Origin of the sequence: Burkholderia sp. D-99, assembly GCF_011605345.1 — a bacterium.
GTDB lineage: Bacteria > Pseudomonadota > Gammaproteobacteria > Burkholderiales > Burkholderiaceae > Burkholderia.
In genome coordinates this window covers 137,088-159,315 of sequence record NZ_JAAOXM010000016.1, presented here as the reverse complement: position 1 = coordinate 159,315, position 22,228 = coordinate 137,088, and the positions used below count along the sequence as shown (strand labels likewise).

Annotated in this window: 21 protein-coding genes; 7 read left to right on the top strand and 14 right to left on the bottom strand. The window is 68.7% G+C overall.

Annotation, left to right across the window (positions count from 1 at the left end; translation table 11 throughout):
- Positions 1-171 precede the first annotated feature (171 nt).
- From HAV18_RS35750 to argS, 4 genes are all read right to left on the bottom strand, one after another.
- Positions 172-945, bottom strand: coding sequence for an SDR family oxidoreductase (locus tag HAV18_RS35750; protein ID WP_166965223.1), 774 nt, complete (start codon positions 943-945; stop codon positions 172-174).
- 19 nt (positions 946-964) lie between these two features.
- Positions 965-1,603, bottom strand: a complete 639-nt coding sequence (locus HAV18_RS35745; RefSeq protein WP_166965221.1) for a thiol:disulfide interchange protein DsbA/DsbL — start codon at positions 1,601-1,603, stop codon at positions 965-967.
- Positions 1,604-1,672: 69 nt separating this feature from the next.
- Positions 1,673-2,578, bottom strand: a complete 906-nt coding sequence (locus tag HAV18_RS35740; RefSeq protein ID WP_166965219.1) for an SPOR domain-containing protein — start codon at positions 2,576-2,578, stop codon at positions 1,673-1,675.
- Between the two features lie 117 nt (positions 2,579-2,695).
- Positions 2,696-4,477, bottom strand: coding sequence for an arginine--tRNA ligase (gene argS, locus HAV18_RS35735; protein WP_166965217.1), 1,782 nt, complete (start codon positions 4,475-4,477; stop codon positions 2,696-2,698).
- A gap of 200 nt (positions 4,478-4,677) precedes the next feature.
- On the opposite strand from argS, the gene HAV18_RS35730 reads away from it, so the two are divergent.
- On the top strand, positions 4,678-5,001 hold the full coding sequence (locus tag HAV18_RS35730; protein WP_011353361.1) for a DUF1840 domain-containing protein: 324 nt from the start codon (positions 4,678-4,680) through the stop codon (positions 4,999-5,001).
- A gap of 111 nt (positions 5,002-5,112) precedes the next feature.
- Here the strand turns inward: HAV18_RS35730 and metH are convergent, their stop codons facing one another.
- The 5 genes from metH to HAV18_RS35705 form a co-directional block, all read right to left on the bottom strand.
- Positions 5,113-7,830 (bottom strand): methionine synthase, encoded by a 2,718-nt coding sequence (gene metH / locus HAV18_RS35725; RefSeq protein WP_166965215.1) that lies wholly within the window; start codon positions 7,828-7,830, stop codon positions 5,113-5,115.
- 42 nt (positions 7,831-7,872) lie between these two features.
- Positions 7,873-8,940: a homocysteine S-methyltransferase family protein gene (locus tag HAV18_RS35720; protein WP_166965213.1), complete on the bottom strand. Its 1,068-nt coding sequence runs from the start codon at positions 8,938-8,940 to the stop codon at positions 7,873-7,875.
- A gap of 202 nt (positions 8,941-9,142) precedes the next feature.
- Entirely contained in the window at positions 9,143-9,400 is a 258-nt protein-coding gene (locus HAV18_RS35715; protein ID WP_006477667.1) for a DUF3567 domain-containing protein, read from the bottom strand.
- Between the two features lie 254 nt (positions 9,401-9,654).
- The gene (locus HAV18_RS35710; RefSeq protein ID WP_166965211.1) at positions 9,655-10,971 is read right to left on the bottom strand and encodes a DUF3108 domain-containing protein; all 1,317 of its coding nucleotides are present in this window, start codon (positions 10,969-10,971) and stop codon (positions 9,655-9,657) included.
- Positions 10,972-11,095: 124 nt separating this feature from the next.
- A complete protein-coding gene (locus HAV18_RS35705; RefSeq protein ID WP_166965209.1) occupies positions 11,096-11,971 on the bottom strand; it encodes an IclR family transcriptional regulator in 876 nt (291 codons plus the stop codon).
- A 143-nt stretch (positions 11,972-12,114) separates the two neighbouring features.
- Between HAV18_RS35705 and HAV18_RS35700 the strand changes: the two genes are divergently transcribed.
- The 6 genes from HAV18_RS35700 (at position 12,115) to rfaE2 (ending at position 18,187) form a co-directional block, all read left to right on the top strand.
- Positions 12,115-13,107 (top strand): fumarylacetoacetate hydrolase family protein, encoded by a 993-nt coding sequence (locus HAV18_RS35700; RefSeq protein ID WP_166965207.1) that lies wholly within the window; start codon positions 12,115-12,117, stop codon positions 13,105-13,107.
- Between the two features lie 131 nt (positions 13,108-13,238).
- Positions 13,239-14,066: an enoyl-CoA hydratase/isomerase family protein gene (locus tag HAV18_RS35695; RefSeq protein WP_166965205.1), complete on the top strand. Its 828-nt coding sequence runs from the start codon at positions 13,239-13,241 to the stop codon at positions 14,064-14,066.
- 88 nt (positions 14,067-14,154) lie between these two features.
- The gene (locus HAV18_RS35690; RefSeq protein WP_166965203.1) at positions 14,155-14,910 is read left to right on the top strand and encodes a PhaM family polyhydroxyalkanoate granule multifunctional regulatory protein; all 756 of its coding nucleotides are present in this window, start codon (positions 14,155-14,157) and stop codon (positions 14,908-14,910) included.
- 24 nt (positions 14,911-14,934) lie between these two features.
- Positions 14,935-16,161 (top strand): patatin-like phospholipase family protein, encoded by a 1,227-nt coding sequence (locus HAV18_RS35685; RefSeq protein ID WP_166965201.1) that lies wholly within the window; start codon positions 14,935-14,937, stop codon positions 16,159-16,161.
- A gap of 467 nt (positions 16,162-16,628) precedes the next feature.
- Positions 16,629-17,507 (top strand): diiron oxygenase, encoded by an 879-nt coding sequence (locus HAV18_RS35680; RefSeq protein ID WP_011353352.1) that lies wholly within the window; start codon positions 16,629-16,631, stop codon positions 17,505-17,507.
- A 194-nt stretch (positions 17,508-17,701) separates the two neighbouring features.
- Positions 17,702-18,187, top strand: coding sequence for a D-glycero-beta-D-manno-heptose 1-phosphate adenylyltransferase (gene rfaE2 / locus HAV18_RS35675; protein ID WP_166965199.1), 486 nt, complete (start codon positions 17,702-17,704; stop codon positions 18,185-18,187).
- A 16-nt stretch (positions 18,188-18,203) separates the two neighbouring features.
- Here the strand turns inward: rfaE2 and HAV18_RS35670 are convergent, their stop codons facing one another.
- The 5 genes from HAV18_RS35670 to HAV18_RS35650 all read right to left on the bottom strand — a co-directional run bounded on the left by HAV18_RS35670 (position 18,204) and on the right by HAV18_RS35650 (position 22,220).
- Positions 18,204-18,446, bottom strand: a complete 243-nt coding sequence (locus HAV18_RS35670; RefSeq protein ID WP_166965197.1) for a hypothetical protein — start codon at positions 18,444-18,446, stop codon at positions 18,204-18,206.
- A 194-nt stretch (positions 18,447-18,640) separates the two neighbouring features.
- Positions 18,641-19,441, bottom strand: coding sequence for a type III pantothenate kinase (locus HAV18_RS35665; protein ID WP_166965195.1), 801 nt, complete (start codon positions 19,439-19,441; stop codon positions 18,641-18,643).
- Positions 19,438-20,358 carry a biotin--[acetyl-CoA-carboxylase] ligase gene (locus tag HAV18_RS35660; RefSeq protein WP_166965193.1) on the bottom strand — a complete coding sequence of 307 codons (921 nt, stop codon included), beginning with the start codon at positions 20,356-20,358 and terminating at the stop codon, positions 19,438-19,440. The genes HAV18_RS35665 and HAV18_RS35660 overlap by 4 nt, the downstream gene beginning before the upstream one ends.
- Before the next feature lie 248 nt (positions 20,359-20,606).
- Positions 20,607-21,152: a hypothetical protein gene (locus HAV18_RS35655; RefSeq protein WP_166965191.1), complete on the bottom strand. Its 546-nt coding sequence runs from the start codon at positions 21,150-21,152 to the stop codon at positions 20,607-20,609.
- Between the two features lie 222 nt (positions 21,153-21,374).
- Positions 21,375-22,220: a tetratricopeptide repeat protein gene (locus HAV18_RS35650; protein WP_166965190.1), complete on the bottom strand. Its 846-nt coding sequence runs from the start codon at positions 22,218-22,220 to the stop codon at positions 21,375-21,377.
- Between the last annotated feature and the right edge of the window lie 8 nt (positions 22,221-22,228).

Here is a 22,228-nt window from a genome sequence, read left to right as displayed (position 1 = left end):
GGGGGGGGGAGGCGGAGAGGCGGAGAGGCGGAGAGGCGGAGAGGCGGAGAGGCGGAGAGGCGGAGAGGCGGAGAGGCGGAGAGGCGGAGAGGCGGACAGGCGGAGAAGCAGACAGGCGGAGAGGCGGACAGGCAGCCCGCGATGCTTCGCGCGGGCTGCCTCGTCGGCCGATCAGTGCGCGCCGGCCTTCGGCTTGCGCGGTGCCTTCTCGAACAGGCGGTCGTAGAGCCAGCGTGGCAGCACGTGCAGCACCTTCGCGACGACGCCCATCTGCCACGGAATCACGCGGAACGCGTGCTGCCGTGCGATCGCCCGGGCCGCACGCGCGGCGAAGCGGTCGGCGTCCATCAGGAACGGCATCCGGTACGGGTTGTGCGCGGTCATCGGCGTGCGGATGTAGCCGGGCGCGATCGTCACGACGCCGACGCCGGCCGGCCGCAGTTCGACCCGCAGCGCTTCGAGATACTTGATCGCGGCCGATTTTGACGCGCTGTACGCGCCTGAGCCGGGCAGGCCGCGCACGCCGGCGACGCTCGCGACACCGACCAGCGTGCCGTGGCGCGTGGCCGTCATCGGGCCGACGAACGGCTCGAACGTCGCGACCATCCCGTAGTAGTTGATGTCCATCACGTCGCGGAACGTCGCAAGATCGCCCTGGCCCGTGACGGCGCCCTGGCTGATGCCTGCGTTCGCGATCACGACGTCGGGGCAGCCGTGCGTCGCGATGAACGATGCGGCGGCCGTCGCGAGCGCTTCGGCATCGCGCACGTCGGCGGAGTAGACGGAGATGGACAGCTTCGGGAAGCGTCGCGCGAACGCATCGAGGGCATCGGTGCGTCGCGCGACGAGTGCGAGCGTGGCGCCCTGGCGGGCGTATTCCTCGGCCATCGCGAGGCCGAGGCCGCTCGATGCGCCGGTGATGAAGACCTTCAGCGGAGTAGTCATGCCGGCGCGCGGGCGGGGATCAGAGCTTCTTGTCCTGAACCTGCTTCACGAGGAAGTCGAGCACCTGGGCCGTGCCCGGGATGCTGTTCGCGTAAGCGGGGCCCGTCTTGTACTTGCCCTGGACGACGACCGTCGGCACGCCGTCGATCGCGTAGTCCTTCAGCAGCTTGGCCGCCTGGTTCACTTCGCCCTGCACGCTGAACGAGTTGTACGCGTCCATGAACTGCTTCTTGTCGACGCCCTGCGTGGCCAGGAAGTCGGCCTGCGCCTGCGGCGTCAGCAGGTAGTTCTTCTGCTTGTGGATCGCGTTGAAGATCGCCGGCGTGACCTTCTCGGAGATGCCGAGCGCGGACACCGCGTAGAACAGCTTCGAGTGCGGGACGAAATCGTCACGGAATGCGACCGGGACGCGTTTGAAGTCGATGTTGTTGCCCTGTTTCTTCACCCAGGCCTCGATCGTCGGCTCGAATTCGTAGCAGTGCGGGCAGCCGTACCAGAAGAACTCGATCACCTCGACCTTGCCGGCCGGCGCGGACACCGGCTGCGGCGACTTCATAACCTCGAAGTCCTTGCCGGCGACCGGCGCGGCGGGCGAAGCCTGCGCGAGGCCGGCGGCCAGGCCCAGGGACAGAAGGAGCGTGCTAAGCAGTTTTTTCATGTTGTGAACGTCGAATCAGTTGCTCGGGTTACGGAACGTAACGGGTTCTGAGTGGGCTCGGCTGGTTGCTTACTGCTTCGTGAAGCGGATCACCGCCGTGTCGACACCTGCATCGGACAGGCGCTGGCGGGCCGAGTTCATATCCTCGAACTTCGAGAACGGGCCGACGCGCACGCGGAAGTACGTCACGCCGCTGACATCGCGCTTCGACACCTTCGACTCGAAGCCCTGGAAGCCGAGGCGCGCGCGCTGCTGCTCGGCGTCGCCTTCGGTCTTGTACGCGCCCACCTGCAGGAAGTAGCCGGTATTTGCGTCGTTCGCGGTCGGCGGCTTCGCTGCCGCGGCGGCCGTGGCCGACGAGGTGGGCTTCGGCGTGTTCGCGGCCAGTTGCTGCTGTTGCTGCTTTTGAGCGGCGGCTTGCTGGGCCTGCTTCTGTGCGGCGAAGCGTGCGAGGTCGTCCTCACCGCCTTGCTGCTGTTGCTGCGCTTGCTGCGTCTTCTTCGGCGGCGGCGTGGTGTCGGCCGGCTTCGGCGCGACGGCGACGCCGTTGCCCGACGACGTGTTGTTGTTCGACGCGGTCGTGCCGTTCGAGCTGCCGGTGTTGTTCGAGCCGCTCGACCCGTTGGCCGACGGCGGCACTTCGACGATCTGCGGTTCGGGCAGCAGGCCGCCCTGGGTCTGGTTCGCGGCCTGGCCGGGCGCGGTGTTCGGCGGCGCGGGCTGCGCGGCCTGCGGCACCGGCTGGCCGGGCGTCTTGCCCTGCAGCGCACGGTTCGGATCGAACTGCTGCGGCTGGCTCGCGCCGTTGTCGGCCGGCGGCGGCGCGACCTTCGACACGAACGGCGACGGGGAACGCGTGATGTAGAGCGCCACCACCACGGCGATCGCGAGGCCGACGATCAGGCCCAGCACGATTCCAAGAAATGTTCCTCCGGCTTGTTTCGATTGCTTCGAAGTTCGGCGTGGTTGTGCCATTGCTTGAGTCACCTGCAAAAAGAATCGTGAAAAGGCCGCGACGGGCACCCGACGGCGGGTATCCGACGGCGGGCGCTGCCGCGGCCATTCGCTGCCCGGTTCGGGCCGCTTACGTCGTTACATCTTGGCGGGCGCGGACACGCCGAGCACCGCCAGACCGTTCTCGAGCACCTGCCGGGTCGCGGCGAGCAGCGCGGCGCGCGCATTGCGCGGCGCTTCGTCGTCGACCAGCACGCGCTCCGCATTGTAGAACGAGTGGAATTCGCCAGCGAGGTCGCGCAGGTAGAACGCAACCGCATGCGGCGCCAGCTCGTTCGCTGCGTGCGTGAGCATGTCCGGGTACTCGGCCAGCTTCTGCATCAGCGACGCCGCCTGCGCGCTCGTCAGCTGCGTCAGGTCGGCGCCCGGCAGCTGCGCGGCGTCGACGTTGTAGCGCGACTTCAGCTCATTGAGCACCGAGCAGATCCGCGCATGCGCGTACTGGACGTAATAGACCGGATTTTCATCGTTCTGTTTCAGCGCGAGGTCGATGTCGAACACGAACTCGGTATCGGCCTTGCGCGAGATCAGGAAGAACCGCACCGCGTCACGACCGCGCGTGATGGTTGCTTCGTCGATCAGGTCGGGCGCCGCTTCCTGGCCTGCCGCCGCGCCACCCGACCATTCGATCAGGTCGCGCACCGTCACGTAGCTGCCTGCGCGCTTCGAGATCTTCACTTCCTGGCCGTCGCGCATCACGGTGACCATCTTGTGCAGCACGTAGTCGGGGTAGCCCTTCGGGATCCCGATGTGCAGGCCCTGCAGGCCCGCGCGCACGCGTGCGATCGTGCCGTGGTGGTCCGAACCCTGGATGTTGATCACCTTCGTGAAGCCGCGCTCCCACTTCGTCACGTGGTACGCGACGTCCGGCACGAAGTACGTGTAGGTGCCGTCCGACTTGCGCATCACGCGATCCTTGTCGTCGCCTTCGTCGGTCGTGCGCAGCCACAGCGCGCCGTCCTGCTCGTAGGTCATGCCGGCCTTGACCAGCGCGTCGACCGTCTTCTCGACGCGGCCTTCGCTGTACAGCGACGACTCGAGGTAGTACTGGTCGAATTTCACGCCGAACGCCTGCAGGTCCATGTCCTGCTCGCGACGCAGGTACGTGACCGCGAACTTGCGGATCGCGTCGAGATCCTCGACGTCGCCCGTGCCCTTGACCGGCTCGCCGTCCGACGCGGCGACCGTTTCGCCGTTCAGGAAGTCGCGCGCGATGTCGGCGATGTATTCGCCGTTGTATGCGGCTTCCGGCCAGCCCGCGTCACCCGGCTTCAGGCCGCGTGCGCGCGCCTGCGTCGAGATCGCGAGGTTGCCGATCTGCACGCCCGCGTCGTTGTAGTAGAACTCGCGGTGCACCGCGTAGCCCTGGCTCGCGATCACGTTCGCGAGCACGTCGCCGAGCGCGGCCTGGCGGCCGTGGCCGACGTGCAGCGGGCCGGTCGGGTTGGCCGACACGAATTCGAGCAGCACCTGCTTGCCTTTCTCGCGATCCGACGTGCCGAACGCGCGGCCCTGGTCGAACACGGCGGCGATCACCGCCTGCTTCGCGGCGGCCGACAGGCGCAGGTTGATGAAGCCGGGGCCGGCGATCTCGGCGGCTTCGACGAGGCCTTGCGCGCCCGGCTGGGCGGTGAGGGCGGCGACGATCTGCTCGGCGAGCTGGCGCGGGTTCGTGCCGAGCGGCTTCGCGAGCTGCATCGCGACGTTGCACGCGACGTCGCCGTGCGCGGCGACCTTCGGGCGCTCCAGCGTGATGGCGGGGGCGACGAATGTGGCGTCGGCGCCTTTCAGCGCGTGTGCGACCTGCTTGACGCTATCCGCGAGCAGGGCTTCGAGGGTCTGTTTGTGTGCTGGCAGCATGCTGGTAGAAGGCTTCGTTGGTGGCGGCCGGAAACGCCGGCCCGCCGGCGCGCTTTTTAAGCGCGCGTTTCAGGGATCGCAGAATTTTAACAGGTGCTAATATGCCGCTCAGGCGGCCCGCGTCCGCGAGGCCGGGCGCCGGTCTGCCGGCGTTCCCCAACCGCGCCGCGCAGGCACAACAAGATGAAAAGGGAATTGTCATGATTACGTTCAAGAGCAAGGCGGCACAGGATCTCGACGTGCTGAAGGATTTCGCCGTGTATGTGCTGGGTCTCGTCGGCAAGCAGCTGGGCGAGCGCGGTGTGATTACGCACGACGAGCTGGACCACGCGATCGCCAAGCTGGAAGGCGCCGTTGCGCAGGCGAAGCAGGAACGCGCCGAGCATGCCGGCCATTTCCACGAGGACGAAGCCGACCACGCGCACCACGAAGTGCCGCCGAGCCTGGCACAGCGCGTCGCACCGTTCCTCACGATGCTGCGCGAAGCGAAAGCCGGCGAAGCCGACGTGCACTGGGGTTTCTGAGCTTCCTTGCCTGGCAGGTTGAAAGGTTAGTAAGACAAGAAAAAGCCCGCTTTCGAGCGGGCTTTTTCTTTTGTCTGACCAAACGGGCGGCTGGCCGCCCGTTCGCATCGATCAGAGCTGCGGCGCAAGCGCGCGGCGCGCGTCGTCGAGCGACAGCGCCATGCGCTGCGCGTAGTCCTCGAGCTGATCCTGACCGATTTTCCCGACCGAGAAATACGTGCTGTCCGGATGCGCGAGATAGAAACCCGACACGCTCGCGGCCGGCAGCATCGCCAGCGAGTCGGTCACGCTCATGCCGATCTCGTCCGCGTGCAGCACGTCGAACATGTCGCGCTTCACGAGGTGATCGGGGCAGGCCGGGTAGCCGGGTGCCGGGCGGATGCCAGCGTACTTTTCCGCGATCAGCGCGTCATTGTCGAGCGTCTCGCCGCTCGCGTAGCCCCACAGCTCGCGGCGCACGCGTGAGTGCATCGCTTCGGCGAATGCTTCAGCGAAGCGGTCGGCGAGTGCCTTCAGCATGATCGCGCTGTAGTCGTCGTGGTCGGCTTCGAACTGCTTTTCCTTCACGTCGACGCCGAGGCCGGCCGTCACCGCGAACATCCCGATGTAGTCGGCGACACCCGATTCCTTCGGCGCGATGAAGTCGGCGAGCGAGCGGTTCGGGCGCATCACGCCGTCGACCACCGGGCGCACGCTCTGCTGGCGCAGGTTGCGCCACGTGAGCAGCACCTCGCTGCGCGACTCGTCGCTGTAGATCTCGATGTCGTCACCGTTGACGGTATTCGCCGGCAGCAGCGAGATCACGCCGCTCGCGGTCAGCCAGCGGCCCTGGATCAGGCGCGCGAGCATCGACTTTGCGTCGGAGAACACGCGGCGCGCCGATTCGCCGACGATCTCGTCGTTCAGGATGGCCGGGTACGGGCCCGCGAGATCCCAGGTCTGGAAGAACGGGCCCCAGTCGATGTATTGCGCGAGCTCGTTCAGGTCGTAGTTCTTGAACACGCGGCGGCCGATGAACTTCGGCTTCACCGGCTGGTAGCCCGCCCAGTCGACCTTGGTCTTGTTCGCGCGCGCTTCGGCGAGCGTGACCATCGGCTGCGCCTTGCGGTTCGCGTGCTGGTCGCGGATGCGTTCGTAGTCGGACTTCAACTCGTCGAGGTACTTCGCCGCGCCTTCGTCGGACAGCAGGCTCGAGGCGACCGACACCGAGCGCGACGCGTCGGGCACGTAGACGACCGGGCCTTCGTAGTGCGGCGCGATCTTCACGGCCGTGTGCACGCGCGACGTGGTGGCGCCGCCGATCAGGAGCGGAATCTTCTTCACGCGGAAGTAGTCGTCGCGCTGCATTTCGGATGCGACGTACGCCATTTCCTCGAGGCTCGGCGTGATGAGGCCCGACAGCCCGATGATGTCCGCGCCTTCGACCTTCGCCTTCGCGAGGATCTCGTTGCACGGGACCATCACGCCCATGTTGACCACTTCGAAGTTGTTGCACTGGAGCACGACCGACACGATGTTCTTGCCGATGTCGTGCACGTCGCCCTTCACGGTCGCGATGACGATCTTGCCCTTCGCGCGCACGTCGCCGCCGGCTTCCGCGAGCAGGCGCTTTTCTTCCTCGATGAACGGGATCAGGTGCGCGACGGCCTGCTTCATCACGCGCGCCGATTTCACGACCTGCGGCAGGAACATCTTGCCCTGGCCGAACAGGTCGCCGACGATGTTCATCCCGTCCATCAGCGGGCCTTCGATCACGTTGATCGGGCGGCCGCCCGCCGCGTCGATCTTCGCGCGCACCTCTTCGGTATCCTCGACGATGAAGGTCGTGATGCCGTGCACGAGTGCGTGCGAGAGCCGCTTCTCGACCGGCTGGTTGCGCCACTCGAGGTTCTCTTCCTTCTTCGCGCCACCGGCCTTGAACTTGTCGGCGATTTCGAGGAGCCGGTCGGTCGAATCGTCGCGGCGGTTCAGGATCACGTCCTCGACGCGCTCGCGCAGCTCCGCGTCGAGATCGGCATACACGCCGAGCTGGCCCGCGTTGACGATGCCCATGTCCATCCCGGCCTGGATCGCGTGATACAGGAACACGGTGTGGATCGCCTCGCGCACCGGGTCGTTGCCGCGGAACGAGAACGACACGTTCGACACGCCGCCGCTTACCTTCGCGTACGGCAGGTTCTGCTTGATCCAGCGGGTCGCCTCGATGAAGTCGACCGCGTAGTTGTTGTGCTCCTCGATGCCCGTCGCGACCGCGAAGATGTTCGGGTCGAAGATGATGTCTTCCGGCGGGAAGCCGACTTCGTTCACGAGGAAGTCGTACGAGCGCTTGCAGATCTCGGTCTTGCGTTCGTACGTGTCGGCCTGGCCGGTTTCGTCGAACGCCATCACGACGGCGGCCGCGCCATAGCGGCGGATCAGGTTCGCGTGGTGGCGGAACGCTTCCTCGCCTTCCTTCAGCGAGATCGAGTTCACGATCGCCTTGCCCTGTACGCACTTCAGGCCCGCTTCGATCACTTCCCACTTCGACGAGTCGATCATGATCGGCACGCGCGCGATGTCCGGTTCCGACGCGATGAGATTCAGGAAGCGCACCATCGCCGCCTTCGAATCGAGCATCGCCTCGTCCATGTTGATGTCGATCACCTGCGCGCCGTTCTCGACCTGCTGGCGCGCGACGGCGAGCGCCTCGTCGAACTGGCCGTTGAGGATCATGCGTGCGAACGCCTTCGAGCCGGTGACGTTGGTGCGCTCACCGACGTTGATGAAAAGCGTCCCGGACGTGACGTTGAACGGCTCGAGGCCGGCAAGGCGCATCATGTGATCGGTCATGGCGGTGCGAATTCTTTGAATGAAGGACGTGGGGCGGTCGGGTCAGGCGTTGTCGCTGTACTGGTTCGGCCAGCGGCGCGGCTTCACGTCGGCGAGCGCCTTCGCGATCTCGGCGATGTGTTCGGGCGTCGTGCCGCAGCAGCCGCCCGCGAGGTTCACGAGCCCGGCCTGCGCGAATTCCTTCAGGAGGCCCGACGTGACGTCCGGCGTCTCGTCGAAGCCCGTCTCGGCCATCGGGTTCGGCAGGCCCGCGTTCGGGTAGCACGATACGTAGGTGTCGCACAGCTTCGCGAGCTCGGCGATGTACGGGCGCATCAGCGCCGCGCCGAGCGCGCAGTTCAGGCCGAACGTGAGCGGCTTCGCGTGGCGCAGCGAATTCCAGAACGCCTCGACGGTCTGCCCCGACAGGATCCGGCCCGATGCATCGGTGACGGTGCCCGAGATCATGATCGGCAGGCGCACGCCGGTGTCCTCGAACAGCTCGTCGAGCGCGAACAGTGCGGCCTTCGCGTTCAGCGTGTCGAAGATCGTCTCGACGAGGAACAGGTCGACGCCGCCGTCGAGCAGCGCCTTCGCCTGCTGGTAGTACGACGCGCGCAGCTCGTCGAACGTGACGTTGCGTGCACCCGGATCGTTGACGTCCGGCGAGATGCTGGCCGTTTTCGGCGTCGGCCCGATCGCGCCCGCGACGAAGCGCGGCTTGTCCGGCGTCGCGCATTTCGCGGCCGCTTCGCGCGCGAGCTTCGCCGATTCGACGTTCATCTCGACGACGAGATCTTCCATCCCGTAGTCGGCCTGCGCGACGGTCGTCGCGCCGAACGTGTTGGTCTCGACGATGTCGGCGCCGGCCGCGAAGTACTGGTCGTGGATCTCGCGGATGATCTGCGGCTGCGTGATCGACAGCAGCTCGTTGTTGCCCTTGATGTCGCGCGGGAAATCCTTGAAGCGCTCGCCGCGATACGCGGCTTCGTCGAGCTTGTAGCGCTGGATCATCGTGCCCATCGCGCCGTCGAGGATCAGGATGCGCGATTTCAGCAGCGCAGGCAGAGCGGCGCCGCGCGTGTAGGGCGCGTCGAGCGGGACGGAAGCGGCGAGAGGAGTCGCAGACATGGGCGAAAGACCGGCGAAGACGGGAAAGGCGTCATTGTAGCCGGTGCGCATGGGTGCCGCCCGGCCTTGCGCCGCGCCGGCCGGGCCGCCAAATGAAAACCCCCGCCCGGCGAACCGGGCGGGGGCATGATCGGAGTGCTCGCGGCGCCGCGTCGATGCGCGGCGAATCGCCCGGCCGCACGAGGCGCCGGGCAGCGGGCCGTCAGTGCAGCACGACGGGCATCATCATCAGGCTGTCGAATTGTCCGAGGAATTCGTCGACTTCGTCGAGCGATGGTTCGTCCTCGATCAACTGCTTCACGTGCGCGCGGAATCGTTCGGCAAGTTCGCCGTCGATGAAGATTTCGCGCTGCGCGTTCTTGTCGACGATCTCGTATCCGCCGGCATTCATCAGGTGGTGGCCGGCCTGCGGCGCGAATTCGACGACGCAGTAGTTGGGGCTGTTGTAGATCATTTGCATGGCGGCACTCCTCTTCGCAGTGGCATTTGGCCTTGTTGTCCCCTAGGTGGGGCGAGCCTTGCCGGTTTCAAGGGGCTTGCGCTGCACACCCCGGTCCCGTTTGCGTGGGGTGTATCGGTTAGAAGCCGATGTCTATGAAACGTTTCCTATTGTCGACCGGTGGACTGAAATAGTTGTTAAAGAGTGTCATCGGCCATTTCACGGAAATCTGTAGTCGGTCGAAATTGCCGAATCGCGTGCATTCGCTCGCGAGTTCACTGTGTGACAGGCGATGTGACAGGCGAAGACGCGGGTGGTGCAGCCGGTTGGGTAGCCGGTTGTGCCGGCGGTTGCACGGTGGCCGGCGGCGCGGGTTGTGCCGGTTCCGCGGCCGGTGCGGCCGATGGTTCGGGTGCGGGTGCAACGGCGGGCGCATGCGTGGCGCCGCCTGCCGGTTCCGTGTCGGACGGCGCGCCCGGCGCCGCGAGCGGACCATGCCACAACAGCTCGATCTGCGCGCCGTTCGGTTCGGTCTGCACGAGCCGCGCGGGCAGCCAGCCAAGCGACGGGGCGAGCCACATGTCGATGCGGCGCGTGTCGCCGTCGCGCCGCGGCAGGCGCATGAAGTGCCGCGCGCTGATGATGCCGGCCTGCGTCTGCACCTGCTCGTCGCCGATCACGGTGATCGGCCAGGTCTCGCCGCTGTTGTTGTCGATCACGAAGAACTGCTGCGTGACGCCCGGCTTGTACGCGGACGGATTGCCGCGCACGAGCCCCGACAGCTGCATCAGCATGCTGAAGCGGTCCTGTATGCCGTCGGGCAACGGTGCGTTGTTTGGCGTGCGCGTGAACACGACCTGCCGGATCTCGCGATTGAAGATCGCGATGTCTTCCGGACGCTTGCCGCGCTTCTCGACGTAACGCTCGGGCGCGACGCCGAACGCGTCGATGCGGCCTTCGCTGCGATAGGTGAACGGCCCGACGAACGGCACGGGCATCGACACCGACAGGTCGTAGGTGCGCCCGTCGGTGCGCCAGCGGATCGTGCCGATCATGTTCTGCATGCCGTTGTAGAACGTGTCGTACTGCAGGTCGCCGGAGGGCGGTGCGGTGAACTTCACGCCGTTCGTCGCGGGGCCCGGTGTCGTGGCACTGGCGGCACTGGCGGCACTGGCGGCGCCAGCGGCCGACGCGGCATGCGCGCCCGAGGCGCCCGGTACGCCACTCGCTGCAGACGCGGCGGCCGGCGGCTCACCGTGTTCGGCCGTTTGCGTCGACGTGAGGACCGGCTCCGGCGTGGCCGCGGGTTTCGGAGGGGCGGCCCTGGGGGCAGCCGGTGCGGGAGCCGCCGGATGCTCGACCGGCTTCGCCGCAGGCGGCGCGGGCTGGCGCTCGATCGGTTGCGGTTTCAGCAGCTCGATCTGCACGGGGATTTCGGCGGGCACGGGCGGCGTGAACGCGTCGCGGTTGCGCATCAGCCAGAACCCGGCGAGCGCGTGCAGCACCAGCACGACGACGAGCGCAACGCCCACGCGCAGCCAGCGGCGGGGCAAGGCATGACTCGGGCGGATGTCGGCAGGCTGCATGGGCATCGGAACAGGATCGGGGCGCTCGCATGACGTCGGGCGCGCAGCGCGCGCCACAGGAATCGGACTGTCGAATGCGCCGCGCGTTCGCGCTGCGTGACGTTAGGTGACGTGACGGGTACCGTGTGTGTCAGGCGTCGCGCGCGTCGGCACTATAGCCGAGTTCGTAAGACAGTTTCTGCGCGCATGCGCGCAGCGCCGTGTCGATCTCGCCGCCCCATGCAATGTCGAACGAGCCTTCCTGGCCGAGCGCGACGATGGCGAGCGCGAGCTCGCCGACCGCATCGAACACGGGCATGCAGAATGCGTGGATCGTCGGCAGCAGCATCCCCTCGACGCGCGCAGCCTCGTGCTCGCGCACGTCGGCGAGCACCGCGTCGACCTCGTCGAGCGTGCGCGGGCCGCCGTGGTGCGGCGAGCGGCGCGTATCGGCGAGTTCGCGCTCGAGCATCGCGGCGGTCTTGCCGCGCGGCAGGTACGCGGCGAACAGCAGCCCCGTCGCGGAGCCGAGCAGCGGCATCACGTCGCCGAGCTTCAGCGACGCCTTCGCCGGGTGGCTCGATTCCATCCAGTGCACGATCGTCGGCCCCTGGTTGCCCCACACCGCGATGCCGACCGTCTGGTCGAGGCGGTCGCGGAATTCGGTCAGCGCGATCCGTGCCAGCTTCACGCCGTCGACGCGTGCGAGCCGCGCGAGCCCCATCTGCAGCGCGAAGCCGCCGAGCTCGTAGCGGCCCGAGACGGGATCCTGCGACACCACGCCGAGCCGCGAGAAGCTGACCAGGTAGCGGTGCGCCTTCGCGGGACTCATGCCCGCGCGCTGCGCGAGGTCGCGCAGCATCATCGCGCGCGGCTCGCTCGTCAGCACGTCGAGCAGGCGGAAGCCCACCTCGATCGACTGGATGCCGGAACGGACCTTCTCGCTGTTTTCGCCGTGCTCGCCGGAAGCGGCGTCGTCGGTGTCGGAGTCGGCGAGATCGTCGTCGGGAAGCGGGCTGGCGGGCATGGGCGGCAGGGGCGCGAAAATGCGGCAGGAATCGGGGCGAAAAATCGGGGCGAAAACGGCGTGCACGATCGTGGCGCGCCGCAGGGATTCACCATCGTAAAATAGATTCCCTCCATCGTCACTACAACGGCAGAGTCCCCCTTATGAAACTTGCTTCGCTGAAGGACGGCACGCGCGACGGCCAGCTGATCGTCGTGTCGCGCGACCTGCACACCGCGGCGATCGCCGACGCGATCGCGCCGACGCTGCAGCGTGTCCTCGACGACTGGGCGTTCTACGCGCCGCAGCTGCGCGACCTGTACGACGCGCTGAACCAGGGCCGCGCGCGCAATGCGTTCGCGTTCGATCCGGCCAACTGCATGGCGCCGCTGCCGCGCGCGTTCCAGTGGGCCGACGGCTCCGCGTACGTGAACCACGTCGAGCTCGTGCGCCGCGCGCGCGGCGCGGAGATGCCGCCCGAATTCTGGACCGATCCGCTGATGTACCAGGGCGGCAGCGACGATTTCCTCGGCGCGCGCGACGACGTCGTGTGCCCGTCCGAGGAATGGGGCATCGATTTCGAGGCGGAAGTCGCGGTGATCACCGGCGACGTGCGGATGAGCGCATCGCCCGACGAAGCGCTGAAGGCCGTCCGGCTCGTCACGCTGGTGAACGACGTGTCGCTGCGCAACCTGATTCCGGCCGAGCTCGCGAAGGGCTTCGGCTTCTTCCAGAGCAAGCCGGCCACCGCATTTGCGCCGGTCGCCGTGACGCCCGACGAGCTCGGTGACGAATGGCGCGAAGGCCGCGTGCACCGGCCGATGATCGTCCACTGGAACGGCAAGAAGGTCGGCCAGCCCGATGCGGGCACCGACATGGTGTTTCACTTCGGCCAGCTGGTCGCGCACGCGGCGAAGACGCGCAACCTGCGCGCCGGGTCGATCGTCGGCTCGGGCACGGTGTCGAACAAGGACGCGAAGCGCGGCTACTGCTGTATCGCCGAGAAGCGCTGCCTCGAGACGATCGAGCACGGCGCGCCGCAGACCGAATTCATGCGCTACGGCGATACCGTGCGCATCGAGATGTTCGACGCGGCCGGCAAGTCGATCTTCGGCGCGATCGAGCAGTCGGTCGCTCCGCCCGACGGCGCGGCGTAAGTCACGCGGAGCACGCAGCGCGCCGCACCCGCGAAACCCGGCTTCCGCCCGCGCGCCGGGTTTCGCCTGATGTTTGCCCGCGCGGGCTTGGCTACACTCGATTCAAGAGCCTTGACTCGAAGGAGCGGCACATGGCCGATCTCGCCGCATATGGCGGTTACGAAGCACTGAAGGTGACGCGCCGGGACCACGGCGTGCTCGACATCGTGATGAGCGGCGAGGGCGCGAACCGCAGCGGGCTCGCGACCGCGAACGCGCGCATGCATCGCGAGCTCGCCGACATCTGGCGCGACGTCGACCGCGATCCCGACACGCGCGTCGCGGTGATCCGCGGTGAAGGCAAGGGCTTCTCGGCGGGCGGCGATCTCGCGCTCGTCGAGGACATGGCGAACGACTTCGACGTGCGCGCCCGCGTGTGGCGCGAGGCGCGCGACCTCGTCTACAACGTGATCAACTGCAGCAAGCCGATCGTATCGGCGATGCATGGCCCGGCCGTCGGCGCGGGGCTCGTCGCCGGGCTGCTCGCCGACATCTCGATCGCCGCGAAGGATGCACGCATCATCGACGGCCACACGCGGCTCGGCGTCGCGGCCGGCGACCACGCGGCGATCGTGTGGCCGCTGTTGTGCGGGATGGCGAAGGCGAAGTACTACCTGTTGCTGTGCGAGCCCGTGAGCGGCGAGGAGGCCGAGCGGATCGGGCTGGTCTCGCTCGCGGTCGAGCCGGCCGACCTGCTGCCGAAGGCCTACGAAGTGGCCGAGCGGCTCGCGCACGGTTCGCAGTCGGCGATCCGCTGGACCAAGTACGCGCTGAACAACTGGCTGCGCTCGGCCGGGCCGACCTTCGATGCGTCGCTCGCGCTCGAATTCATGGGTTTTTCCGGGCCCGACGTACAGGAAGGCCTCCGGTCGTTGCGCGAGCGGCGCCCACCCGAGTTTCCCGGCGACGCGCCGTTCTGACACGCGCCGGCGCTATGATCGAACCAGGCGCGGCTCGCGCGACGCATGGCGGCCGCCTCGCTCTCACCCAGTCAACCAGGATGCCCGTATGACGACCGATGCCTCCGGCGCCAACCCTTTCGCCGGCTTTGCCGGCTTCAAGCCCGCCGACATGATGGACCGGATGTGGGACATGATGCGGATGTCGCCGTTCGGCGCGATGACGCCGTTTCCGGGCGGCACGCAAGGGCTGCCGCCGTCGCTGTCGAGCATGTCCGACATGATGGCGCCGCTTACGAGCGTCGAGGAGCTCGACAAGCGGATCACCGACCTGCGCGCGGTCGAGCAGTGGCTGAAGCTCAATCTCGGGATGCTGCAGTCCGCGATCCAGGCGCTCGAGGTGCAGCGCGCGACGCTCGCGACGCTGCGTGCGTTCGGCGCGTTCGCGCAAAGCTCGATGTCGGCGGCCGAGGAAGCGGCCGTCGCGGCGGCGCATGCGGCGAAACACGCGTCGGCGTCGCCGGGCGATGCACCGCCGGCGGCGGATGCCGCGGATGCAGCGGCGGGTGACGCTGCGCAGCAGGCCTTCGATCCCGCCGGCTGGTGGAACCTGCTGCAGTCGCAGTTCAACCAGCTCGCGAGCCTCGCGATGGCGCAGCCGGGCATGCAGCCCGCCGCGCCGGGCGATGCGCCGCCGGCCGCGGCCGCTGCGCCGGAGCCGGCCGTGAAGCCGGCACCGGCCGCCGCCGCGCCGCGCAAGCCCGCCGCGAAGCGCGCGAAGTCGACCGGTGCGGCCGGTTCGGCCGCGGCGCGCGCGGCGGCCGCATCGTCGCCCGAAACCCGTCCGCCGAAGCGCTCGACGTGACGCGGCGCGGATAGCAGGTCGATCATGCGGCTCGCGCTCGTTCTGATGGGAGGCGGCGCACGTGCCGCCTATCAGGTCGGCGTGCTGAAGGCGCTGGCCGAGATCGCGCGCGAGGCCGATCCGCAGCGGCACACGCTGCCGTTCGCGGTCGTGTGCGGCTCGTCGGCCGGCGCGATCAACGCGACGTCGATCGCGAGCCACGCGGACGATTTCTCTCACGGCGTGCGGCGCCTGCTCGAATTCTGGGAGCCGTTGCGGGCCGACTACGTGTATCGCACCGACTGGCTCGGCGTCGCCGCCGCCGGCGCACGCTGGCTCGCGGCGATGACCTTCGGCTGGGCGTCCCGCCGCTCGCCGCGCGGGCTGCTCGACAACGCGCCGCTCGCACACTTGCTGCACCGCGAGCTGAGTTTCCACCGGATCGAGCAGATGCTCGAGGCGCGCCTGCTGCACGCGCTGTCGATCACGGCGCTCAGCTATTCGAGCGGGCGGCACCTCACGTTCTACCAGGCGGCCGAGCCGATCCAGGCGTGGCGGCGCGCGCAGCGCACTGCGCGGCTCGTCGACCTGTCGGCGTCGCACCTGCTCGCGTCGTCGGCGATTCCGTTCGTGTTCCCGGCCGTGCCGCTCGTGCTCGACGGGCAGATCGAATACTTCGGCGACGGGTCGATCCGGCAGATCGCGCCGCTGTCGCCGGCGATCCACTTCGGCGCGCACCGGATCGTCGTGGTCGGCGCGGCCGACCCGCGGCCCGAGATTCCGGCCGCGAACGGCGCAGGGCTGGTACGCGGCTATCCGACGCTCGCGCAGATCGGCCAGCAGGTGCTCGCGAGCGTGTTCCTCGACTCGATCGGCTCGGACATCGAGCGGATCGAGCACATCAACCGGATGATCGAGCACCTGCCGCACCAGGTCGAGGTGGACAGCGGCTGGCGGCATGTCGACGTGCTCGCGATCGCACCGTCCGAGCGCATCGAGCTGATCGCCGCGAAACACCTGAAGCAGATGCCGGCGACGATGCGCGGGCTGCTCGGCGCGATCGGCGGCAGCCAGCCGGCCGGCGCGTCGTTTGCGAGCTACCTGCTGTTCGAGGAGGCGTTCACGCGTGAACTGATCGAGCTCGGCTACCGCGACGGGCGCGCGCAGCGCGACACGCTGGCCGGCTGGATTGCGCTGGCGGACGGCGGCAGCACGACGGCCGCCGGCATGCCGCCGGAAGACGGTCTTGCCGCAGGCGAAATACGGGTCTGACTCGCGCAGGGGAATGTAAGGTTGTGTTTTCGCGACGGTTGCCCGCGACCGATCGCCGCACCGCGGTTGGCGGCGCGCGACCGGGCAGGCGTCTCGGAACCGTCATGCACGCGTGCTATCATGGCCGCCGCCGTATACACCATATCGAGCAGTCCGCCGATCCGGCATCCGCACGGGACCCTCCGGGGAACCCGCCTGGGGCAGGGGATGGGCGCGCCAACGAGCCGGCCAGCGCCGGTCCCCAACTCAGGCAGGCGTGGCCGGCTCCGTCCGAACGGAGCGTGGCTGCGGCATGCCAAACGGCGGCGACGCGGCCGCCCGGCTGCCGGACGAGGAATCAGCGTCCGGCGGGTCGGTTTCCCGCGTAAAATTAGAGTCTTGGCTGCAAAAAGCGCGCTCGGGCGCGCTTGCGCGGCAACAGTCACGTTTAGAGAAGTCGCATTGCGCAGAACAGGGGTGGGACCATCATGAACACGATGCTTTATCCGGAACTTTACAGGTCGCTCGAAGCTGTCCGCTGGGACATGGAGAAGGACATTCCGTGGGACAAGTTCGACGCTTCGCTGCTCACCGACGAGCAGGCGAAGACGATCAAGATGAACGCGATCACCGAGTGGTCGGCGCTGCCCGCGACGGAGATGTTCCTGCGCGACAACCAGCACGACAGCGACTTTTCCGCGTTCATGAGCGTGTGGTTCTTCGAGGAGCAGAAGCATTCGCTCGTGCTGATGGAATACCTGCGCCGCTTCAAGCCGGAAATGGTGCCGACCGAAGAGGAACTGCACGCGGTGCGCTTCCAGTTCGACCCGGCGCCGCCGCTCGAGACGCTGATGCTGCACTTCTGCGGCGAGATCCGCCTGAATCACTGGTACCGCTGCGCGGCCGACTGGCACACCGAGCCGGTCATCAAGCAGATCTACGAAACGATCTCGCGCGATGAAGCGCGCCATGGCGGCGCGTACCTGCGCTACATGAAGAAGGCGCTGAACAACTGCGGCGACGTCGCGCGTGCGGCGTTCGCGAAGATCGGCGTGCTGATGGCGTCGGCGCGCCGCACCGAGAAGCCGCTGCACCCGACCAACCTGCACGTGAACCAGGCGCTGTTCCCGCGCGACACTGTGCAGTCGCGCCTGCCCGATCCGGAATGGCTCGAGCGCTGGCTCGACGAGCAGATCCGGTTCGACGGCGAGTGGGAAAAGAAGGTGGTCGAGCGGATCCTGCACAACCTGTCGATCCTGTTCGAACGCACGTTCGCGACCGCGCAGGAGCTGAACCGCTACCGCAAGGAAGTCACCGGCCGCCTGCAGGCCGAAAGCGGCCCGTCGTCGGCTGCGCAACCGGCCTGAGGCCGGTCGGCTGGCGCCGCAGCCGGTGCGCATTGCGCCGGCCGCGTGGTCGGCTTGTCCGCTTCGCATGCGATTCGCATCCGTAGCATGAAGCCCGCCCGGCCGGTCCGGCGGGCTTTTTATCTGGTGCCGCCGCCGCGTCCTGCCGTCCGGTCCGCCGCGCGCGCCGTTGTTCATTCAGTCCGCCATCCATCATGCCCGCCACCTTCGAACGCAAGCTGATCACCCGTGATGCCCTCGTCGCCCTGCGTGCGTCGCTGCCGTCGCCCGTCGTGTTCACCAACGGCGTATTCGACATCCTGCACCGCGGCCACGTCACGTATCTCGCCGATGCGAAAGCGCTCGGCGCATGCCTGATCGTCGGCGTGAACAGCGACGCGTCGGTACGCATGCTCGGCAAGGGCGACGACCGGCCGATCAATCGCGAGGACGATCGCGCGGCGCTGCTCGCGGCGCTGGAAAGCGTCGACTGGGTCGTGAAGTTCGAGGAACAGACGCCTGTGTCGCTGATCGAGGCCGTCCGGCCGGACATTCTCGTGAAGGGCGGCGACTACGACATGGATGCGTTGCCGGAATCGGCGCTGGTGCGCGGCTGGGGCGGTCGGGCGCTGGCGATTCCGTTCGAGCACGACCGCTCGACCACCGCGTTGCTGAAGAAGGTGCGCGCGCAGCAGCCCTGAGTACGGCCCGGCGCCGTCAGGGCGCGGACGCCGCGAGCGGCTCGGCGGTGACGGCCGGCGGCGCGATCGGGCCGCCGATGACGGGCTGGTCGGTTGCCTGCGCGAGCGGCGTCACGCGTAGCGCATCGGGTCGCACCTGGCGCGACAGCACGCCGGGTTCGCGCGGGCCGGCCGCCGGCAGCGGCCCGAACACGCCGCGTGCCACCACGAACGCAAGCATGTTGGCGAGAAAGAGAACAGCGATCAGCCAGCGCAGCATCGTCGACACTCCTCGTCGTCATTGACGTGGTTCACGTCATTCAATCGGGCCGGCCGCATCGCCGGCTGCTTCATTCCTTCCGTTGACCGTGCGCGCGCGGCCGTCGTGGCACCACGCGCTCTTCACCGTCATCGTGACGCAGGCCCGCCCGGGCCTGCATTGCCTTGCGCCGGCGAGATGCCGGCGCTCTTCCATCACTCCTGCGCCGCCGCCGCAGTTGCCGCTTCCGCGGCAATCAGCGCGAGCCCGGACAGGATCAGTGCGTCGTGCCGCGTATGCGGGAGCGTCAGCGCACGCGCGACGTCGTCCGCCGCGCCGCCGGCCAGCACGAGCCGCACGGGCGCCTGCCACGCGGCGGCGAGATCGCGCCACGCGCGTTCGATCAGCCCGGCTTGCGCATACAGGCAGCCGGCCGACAGCGAGCGCGGCGTATCGACCTGGAACGGTTCGGCCTGCGCATCCGCGAGCAACCCGCTCGCGATGTCGGTGGTCAGCGTCGGCAACTGCGCGGTGTGCGTGCCGAGCGCGCGCATCATCAGCGACCAGCCCGGCGCGATCAGCCCGCCCGTGAAGCGGCCGTCGGCGCGCAGCGCCTCGAGCGTCGTCGCGGTGCCGAACGTCGCGATCAGCAGGTGCTCGCCCGGAAACGCCGCGTGCGCGCCGATCAGGCCGGCCCAGCGGTCGCTGCCGAGCTGTTCGGGCGTCGTATAGCCGTTCGTCACGCCGCATTGCGCCTGACGCGAGCGTATCGTCGTGCGCGGCAGGCCCGGCCAGCGCGCGTCGAGCAGCGCGTCGAGCCGGGCGGCCACGTCGGTGCCCGCGACGTTCGAGATCCACGCGCCGCGCGGATGCGGCAGGTTCGACCAGTCGGGATCGGTGCCGCCGTCGCGCGTGTGGCCGAATGCGCCCGTCTCGACGAGCGTGCGCTGCGCATCGGCGAGCGCCCACTTGATCCGGCTGTTGCCGGCGTCGATCAGCAGGTGCGGTTCGTTCATTGCGCTTCGCGCAGCGACACGTCGCCGGCCGCAATCGTCTGGATGCCGTCCGGCGTGTCGAGCAGCAGCTGGCCGGTCGCGTCGATGCCCGTCGCGATGCCGCGCGCGCGTTCGACGCCCTGTTCGAGCAGCACGACTTCGCGCCCTGCGTATGCGTGCAACGCGTGCCAGCGCGGCAGGAACGGCGCGAGCCCTTCGGCGCCGAACTGCGCGAGCGCGGGTGTGAGCGCGTTCAGCGACGCGGCGAGCGTATCGGTGAGGTTGGCCGAGGCGCACGCGATCGACAGCGCTGCGGGCGGCAGCCCGCTCGCGAGGGTCGCTTCGCGCGCGCGCAGCGCGTCGACCTGCGCGGCGACGGCTTCCGCGCCGCGCACGTTGATGCCGAAGCCGATCACGACGGCGGTGGCGTCGGCGCTGGCCCAGGCGGTTTCGATCAGGATCCCGGCGAGCTTGCCGACGATACGCGGCGTACCGTCGTCGGTGGCCGTCAGCAGCAGGTCGTTCGGCCATTTGAGCGCGACGCGCGAGCGGGCGTCGAGCGGCAGGGCGGCGAGCCCTTCGGCGAGCGCGACGCCGATCGCGATGCTGAGGCCGCCGAGCGCGTCGACGGGGCGCGGCACGATGCAGCCGACCGAGCACAGCAGCGCATTGCCGGGCTGCGCGAACCACGGGCGGCCCTGCCGGCCGCGGCCGGCCGTCTGCTCGAACGCAACGCGCACGAGCGGCGCGGGCAGCGCGTGCGCGTTGCGCGGCAGCGCCTTGAGCCGGGTGGCGACGTCGGCGTTGGTCGAGCCGGTGGCGGCGACGATGTCGAGCGGCCACGCACGCGGCGCGGCGTCCAGGTGCGCCTCGAGCCGGTTGCGCGCGATGTGCGCGTCGCCGGAGTCGGGCGTGTCGGAGGAGGTGGGGGCGTTCATGGAGGCTATTGTAGCGACAGGGGGCGGTGGCGCGCGTCGAGCGGCGCGCGCCACCGGCAGCGACCCACCGGCAGCGACCCACCGGCAGCGACCCACCGGCAGCGACCCACCGGCAGCGACCCACCGGCAGCGACCCACCGGCAGCGACCCACCGGCAGCGACCCACCGAAAGCGACCGACCGGCAGCGACTGGCAGCGCGGCGCGCGGCCGCCCGCACGCGAACGGCGCCGGAGCGCCGCCGCACGGCTCAATGCTTTTCCATCTGCTCCAGCGCCTTGATGTCTTCTTCGGACGTCATTTCGCACGCGAGCAGCGTCTTGCCCTTCAGCGCCGGGCCCTGGCGGGCCGACACTAGGATCAGCGCGCCGCCCGGGCCGCGCACGGTCAGCCGGCGCGAATAGCCTGCCGACGCCGCGCCCAGCAGGTGGCCCTTTTCAGGCGCGAGCTTGTAGCGTTGCGCGAGCTCGCCGGCGACTTCGCCGTCCACGAGCACGCCGATGCCCGTGCTGGTGAACACGACGTGCTGCGTCGTGAAGCCGTCTCGGTGGATCGGCTCCGGCAGACGGAAGACCGCGGCGCCCAGCATCGATTCGTCCGGCTTCGGATCGGTGGCCTTGACGGTGTTGTAGATCGAGTCCATCAGGTCCGACGTGAACGGCGGATTGCAAATCGCGGCGTTGAAGATGTCGGGATGGGCGGGCGGCGCGGCGAGTGCAGTGAGCGGCGCGGCGGCAATGGCAATGGCGGTGGCGCCGACGGCAGCGGCGCAACGCCCGGACAGGCGAAGGGACATGGATGCAGTTCTCTCAGGTTTTATTGTGAGGCTGCATGTTAATGCATTGCCGCACGCCGACCGATCGATGTGGAGCGGCCGGATGGCGGCAATGCAACAGGCGCGTGCGCCCGCGCTCCGCGATCGATTCCGTTGCCGGGCGATCGATGCGCGGAGCGTCGGGGCTTGCCTGTCAGGCAGCCGGTGCGATGCGGGTTCGCGCTCGTGCGTGCGGAAGAACCGTCACGGCGCGACGACCGGGTGCTTCAGCGCATGCGCGGTCTCGATCCACTGCGCGTGGAATTCGTCCGCGTCGGGCTTGAGCCCGAGCTCGCCGTTGCGATAGGCCATCGCGAGCGTCTGCACGGCTTCCGGCAACTCGTGCTCCGCGGCCCGGCGATACAGCGCCAGCGCGCGTGCATCGTCGCGCGGCACGCCGGTGCCGTCGCGGTACGCGTTCGCGAGCATGAAGTCGGCGGCCGGGATGTCCGCGCGCGATGCGACCTCGAACCAGTGCGCGGCCTGCACGGGATCGGCGGCGATGCCGTAGCCGCTGCGATAAATCAGCCCGAGGTAATACGCGGCGGCCGGGTCGCCCTGCGCGGCCGCTTCACCGAGCAGCGTGCGGGCGCGCGCATAGTCCTTCGGCATGTCGCTGCTGCCGAGCAGCAACGCCTTGCCGAGCGCGAGCTGCGCACGCCGGGCGGCCGGCGCGCCGGCCTTGCTGTCTGCCGTCGCGGCCGTTTCCAGCCAGCCGCGCCCCTCGTCGCGCAGCCCCGGTTCGTGCGCGTCGACGAGCGCGATGCCGAGCGCCGCCTGCGCGTCGCCCGAGCCGCGGCGCGCCAGCGTGCGCAACTGCGCGAGCGCGCGCGGCTCGGTGGCCTGCGTGACCATCGCCTGCCACTCGTCGAGCTGCGCGGCGCTCGGCGCGGGGCCGGCGCTGCGCAGTCCGGTCGCAGCTACCACGGCCGCGACGGTCACGGCCGCCGTCGCGAGCAGCGCGGCCGGCGGGAGTTTCGCGCGCAGCAGGCGCCGCGCGGCAGCGGCAAGGCCGGTTTCGGCCGGCCGCATCGTCCGGATCGGTTGCATCGCGTGTC

Coding starts and splice junctions, on each gene's coding strand:
- HAV18_RS35750 (WP_166965223.1), bottom strand. CDS start 945: ATGACTACTCCGCTGAAGGTCTTCATCACCGGCGCATCGAGCGGCCTC.
- HAV18_RS35745 (WP_166965221.1), bottom strand. CDS start 1,603: ATGAAAAAACTGCTTAGCACGCTCCTTCTGTCCCTGGGCCTGGCCGCC.
- HAV18_RS35740 (WP_166965219.1), bottom strand. CDS start 2,578: ATGGCACAACCACGCCGAACTTCGAAGCAATCGAAACAAGCCGGAGGA.
- argS (WP_166965217.1), bottom strand. CDS start 4,477: ATGCTGCCAGCACACAAACAGACCCTCGAAGCCCTGCTCGCGGATAGC.
- HAV18_RS35730 (WP_011353361.1), top strand. CDS start 4,678: ATGATTACGTTCAAGAGCAAGGCGGCACAGGATCTCGACGTGCTGAAG.
- metH (WP_166965215.1), bottom strand. CDS start 7,830: ATGACCGATCACATGATGCGCCTTGCCGGCCTCGAGCCGTTCAACGTC.
- HAV18_RS35720 (WP_166965213.1), bottom strand. CDS start 8,940: ATGTCTGCGACTCCTCTCGCCGCTTCCGTCCCGCTCGACGCGCCCTAC.
- HAV18_RS35715 (WP_006477667.1), bottom strand. CDS start 9,400: ATGCAAATGATCTACAACAGCCCCAACTACTGCGTCGTCGAATTCGCG.
- HAV18_RS35710 (WP_166965211.1), bottom strand. CDS start 10,971: ATGCCCATGCAGCCTGCCGACATCCGCCCGAGTCATGCCTTGCCCCGC.
- HAV18_RS35705 (WP_166965209.1), bottom strand. CDS start 11,971: ATGCCCGCCAGCCCGCTTCCCGACGACGATCTCGCCGACTCCGACACC.
- HAV18_RS35700 (WP_166965207.1), top strand. CDS start 12,115: ATGAAACTTGCTTCGCTGAAGGACGGCACGCGCGACGGCCAGCTGATC.
- HAV18_RS35695 (WP_166965205.1), top strand. CDS start 13,239: ATGGCCGATCTCGCCGCATATGGCGGTTACGAAGCACTGAAGGTGACG.
- HAV18_RS35690 (WP_166965203.1), top strand. CDS start 14,155: ATGACGACCGATGCCTCCGGCGCCAACCCTTTCGCCGGCTTTGCCGGC.
- HAV18_RS35685 (WP_166965201.1), top strand. CDS start 14,935: ATGCGGCTCGCGCTCGTTCTGATGGGAGGCGGCGCACGTGCCGCCTAT.
- HAV18_RS35680 (WP_011353352.1), top strand. CDS start 16,629: ATGAACACGATGCTTTATCCGGAACTTTACAGGTCGCTCGAAGCTGTC.
- rfaE2 (WP_166965199.1), top strand. CDS start 17,702: ATGCCCGCCACCTTCGAACGCAAGCTGATCACCCGTGATGCCCTCGTC.
- HAV18_RS35670 (WP_166965197.1), bottom strand. CDS start 18,446: ATGCTGCGCTGGCTGATCGCTGTTCTCTTTCTCGCCAACATGCTTGCG.
- HAV18_RS35665 (WP_166965195.1), bottom strand. CDS start 19,441: ATGAACGAACCGCACCTGCTGATCGACGCCGGCAACAGCCGGATCAAG.
- HAV18_RS35660 (WP_166965193.1), bottom strand. CDS start 20,358: ATGAACGCCCCCACCTCCTCCGACACGCCCGACTCCGGCGACGCGCAC.
- HAV18_RS35655 (WP_166965191.1), bottom strand. CDS start 21,152: ATGTCCCTTCGCCTGTCCGGGCGTTGCGCCGCTGCCGTCGGCGCCACC.
- HAV18_RS35650 (WP_166965190.1), bottom strand. CDS start 22,220: ATGCAACCGATCCGGACGATGCGGCCGGCCGAAACCGGCCTTGCCGCT.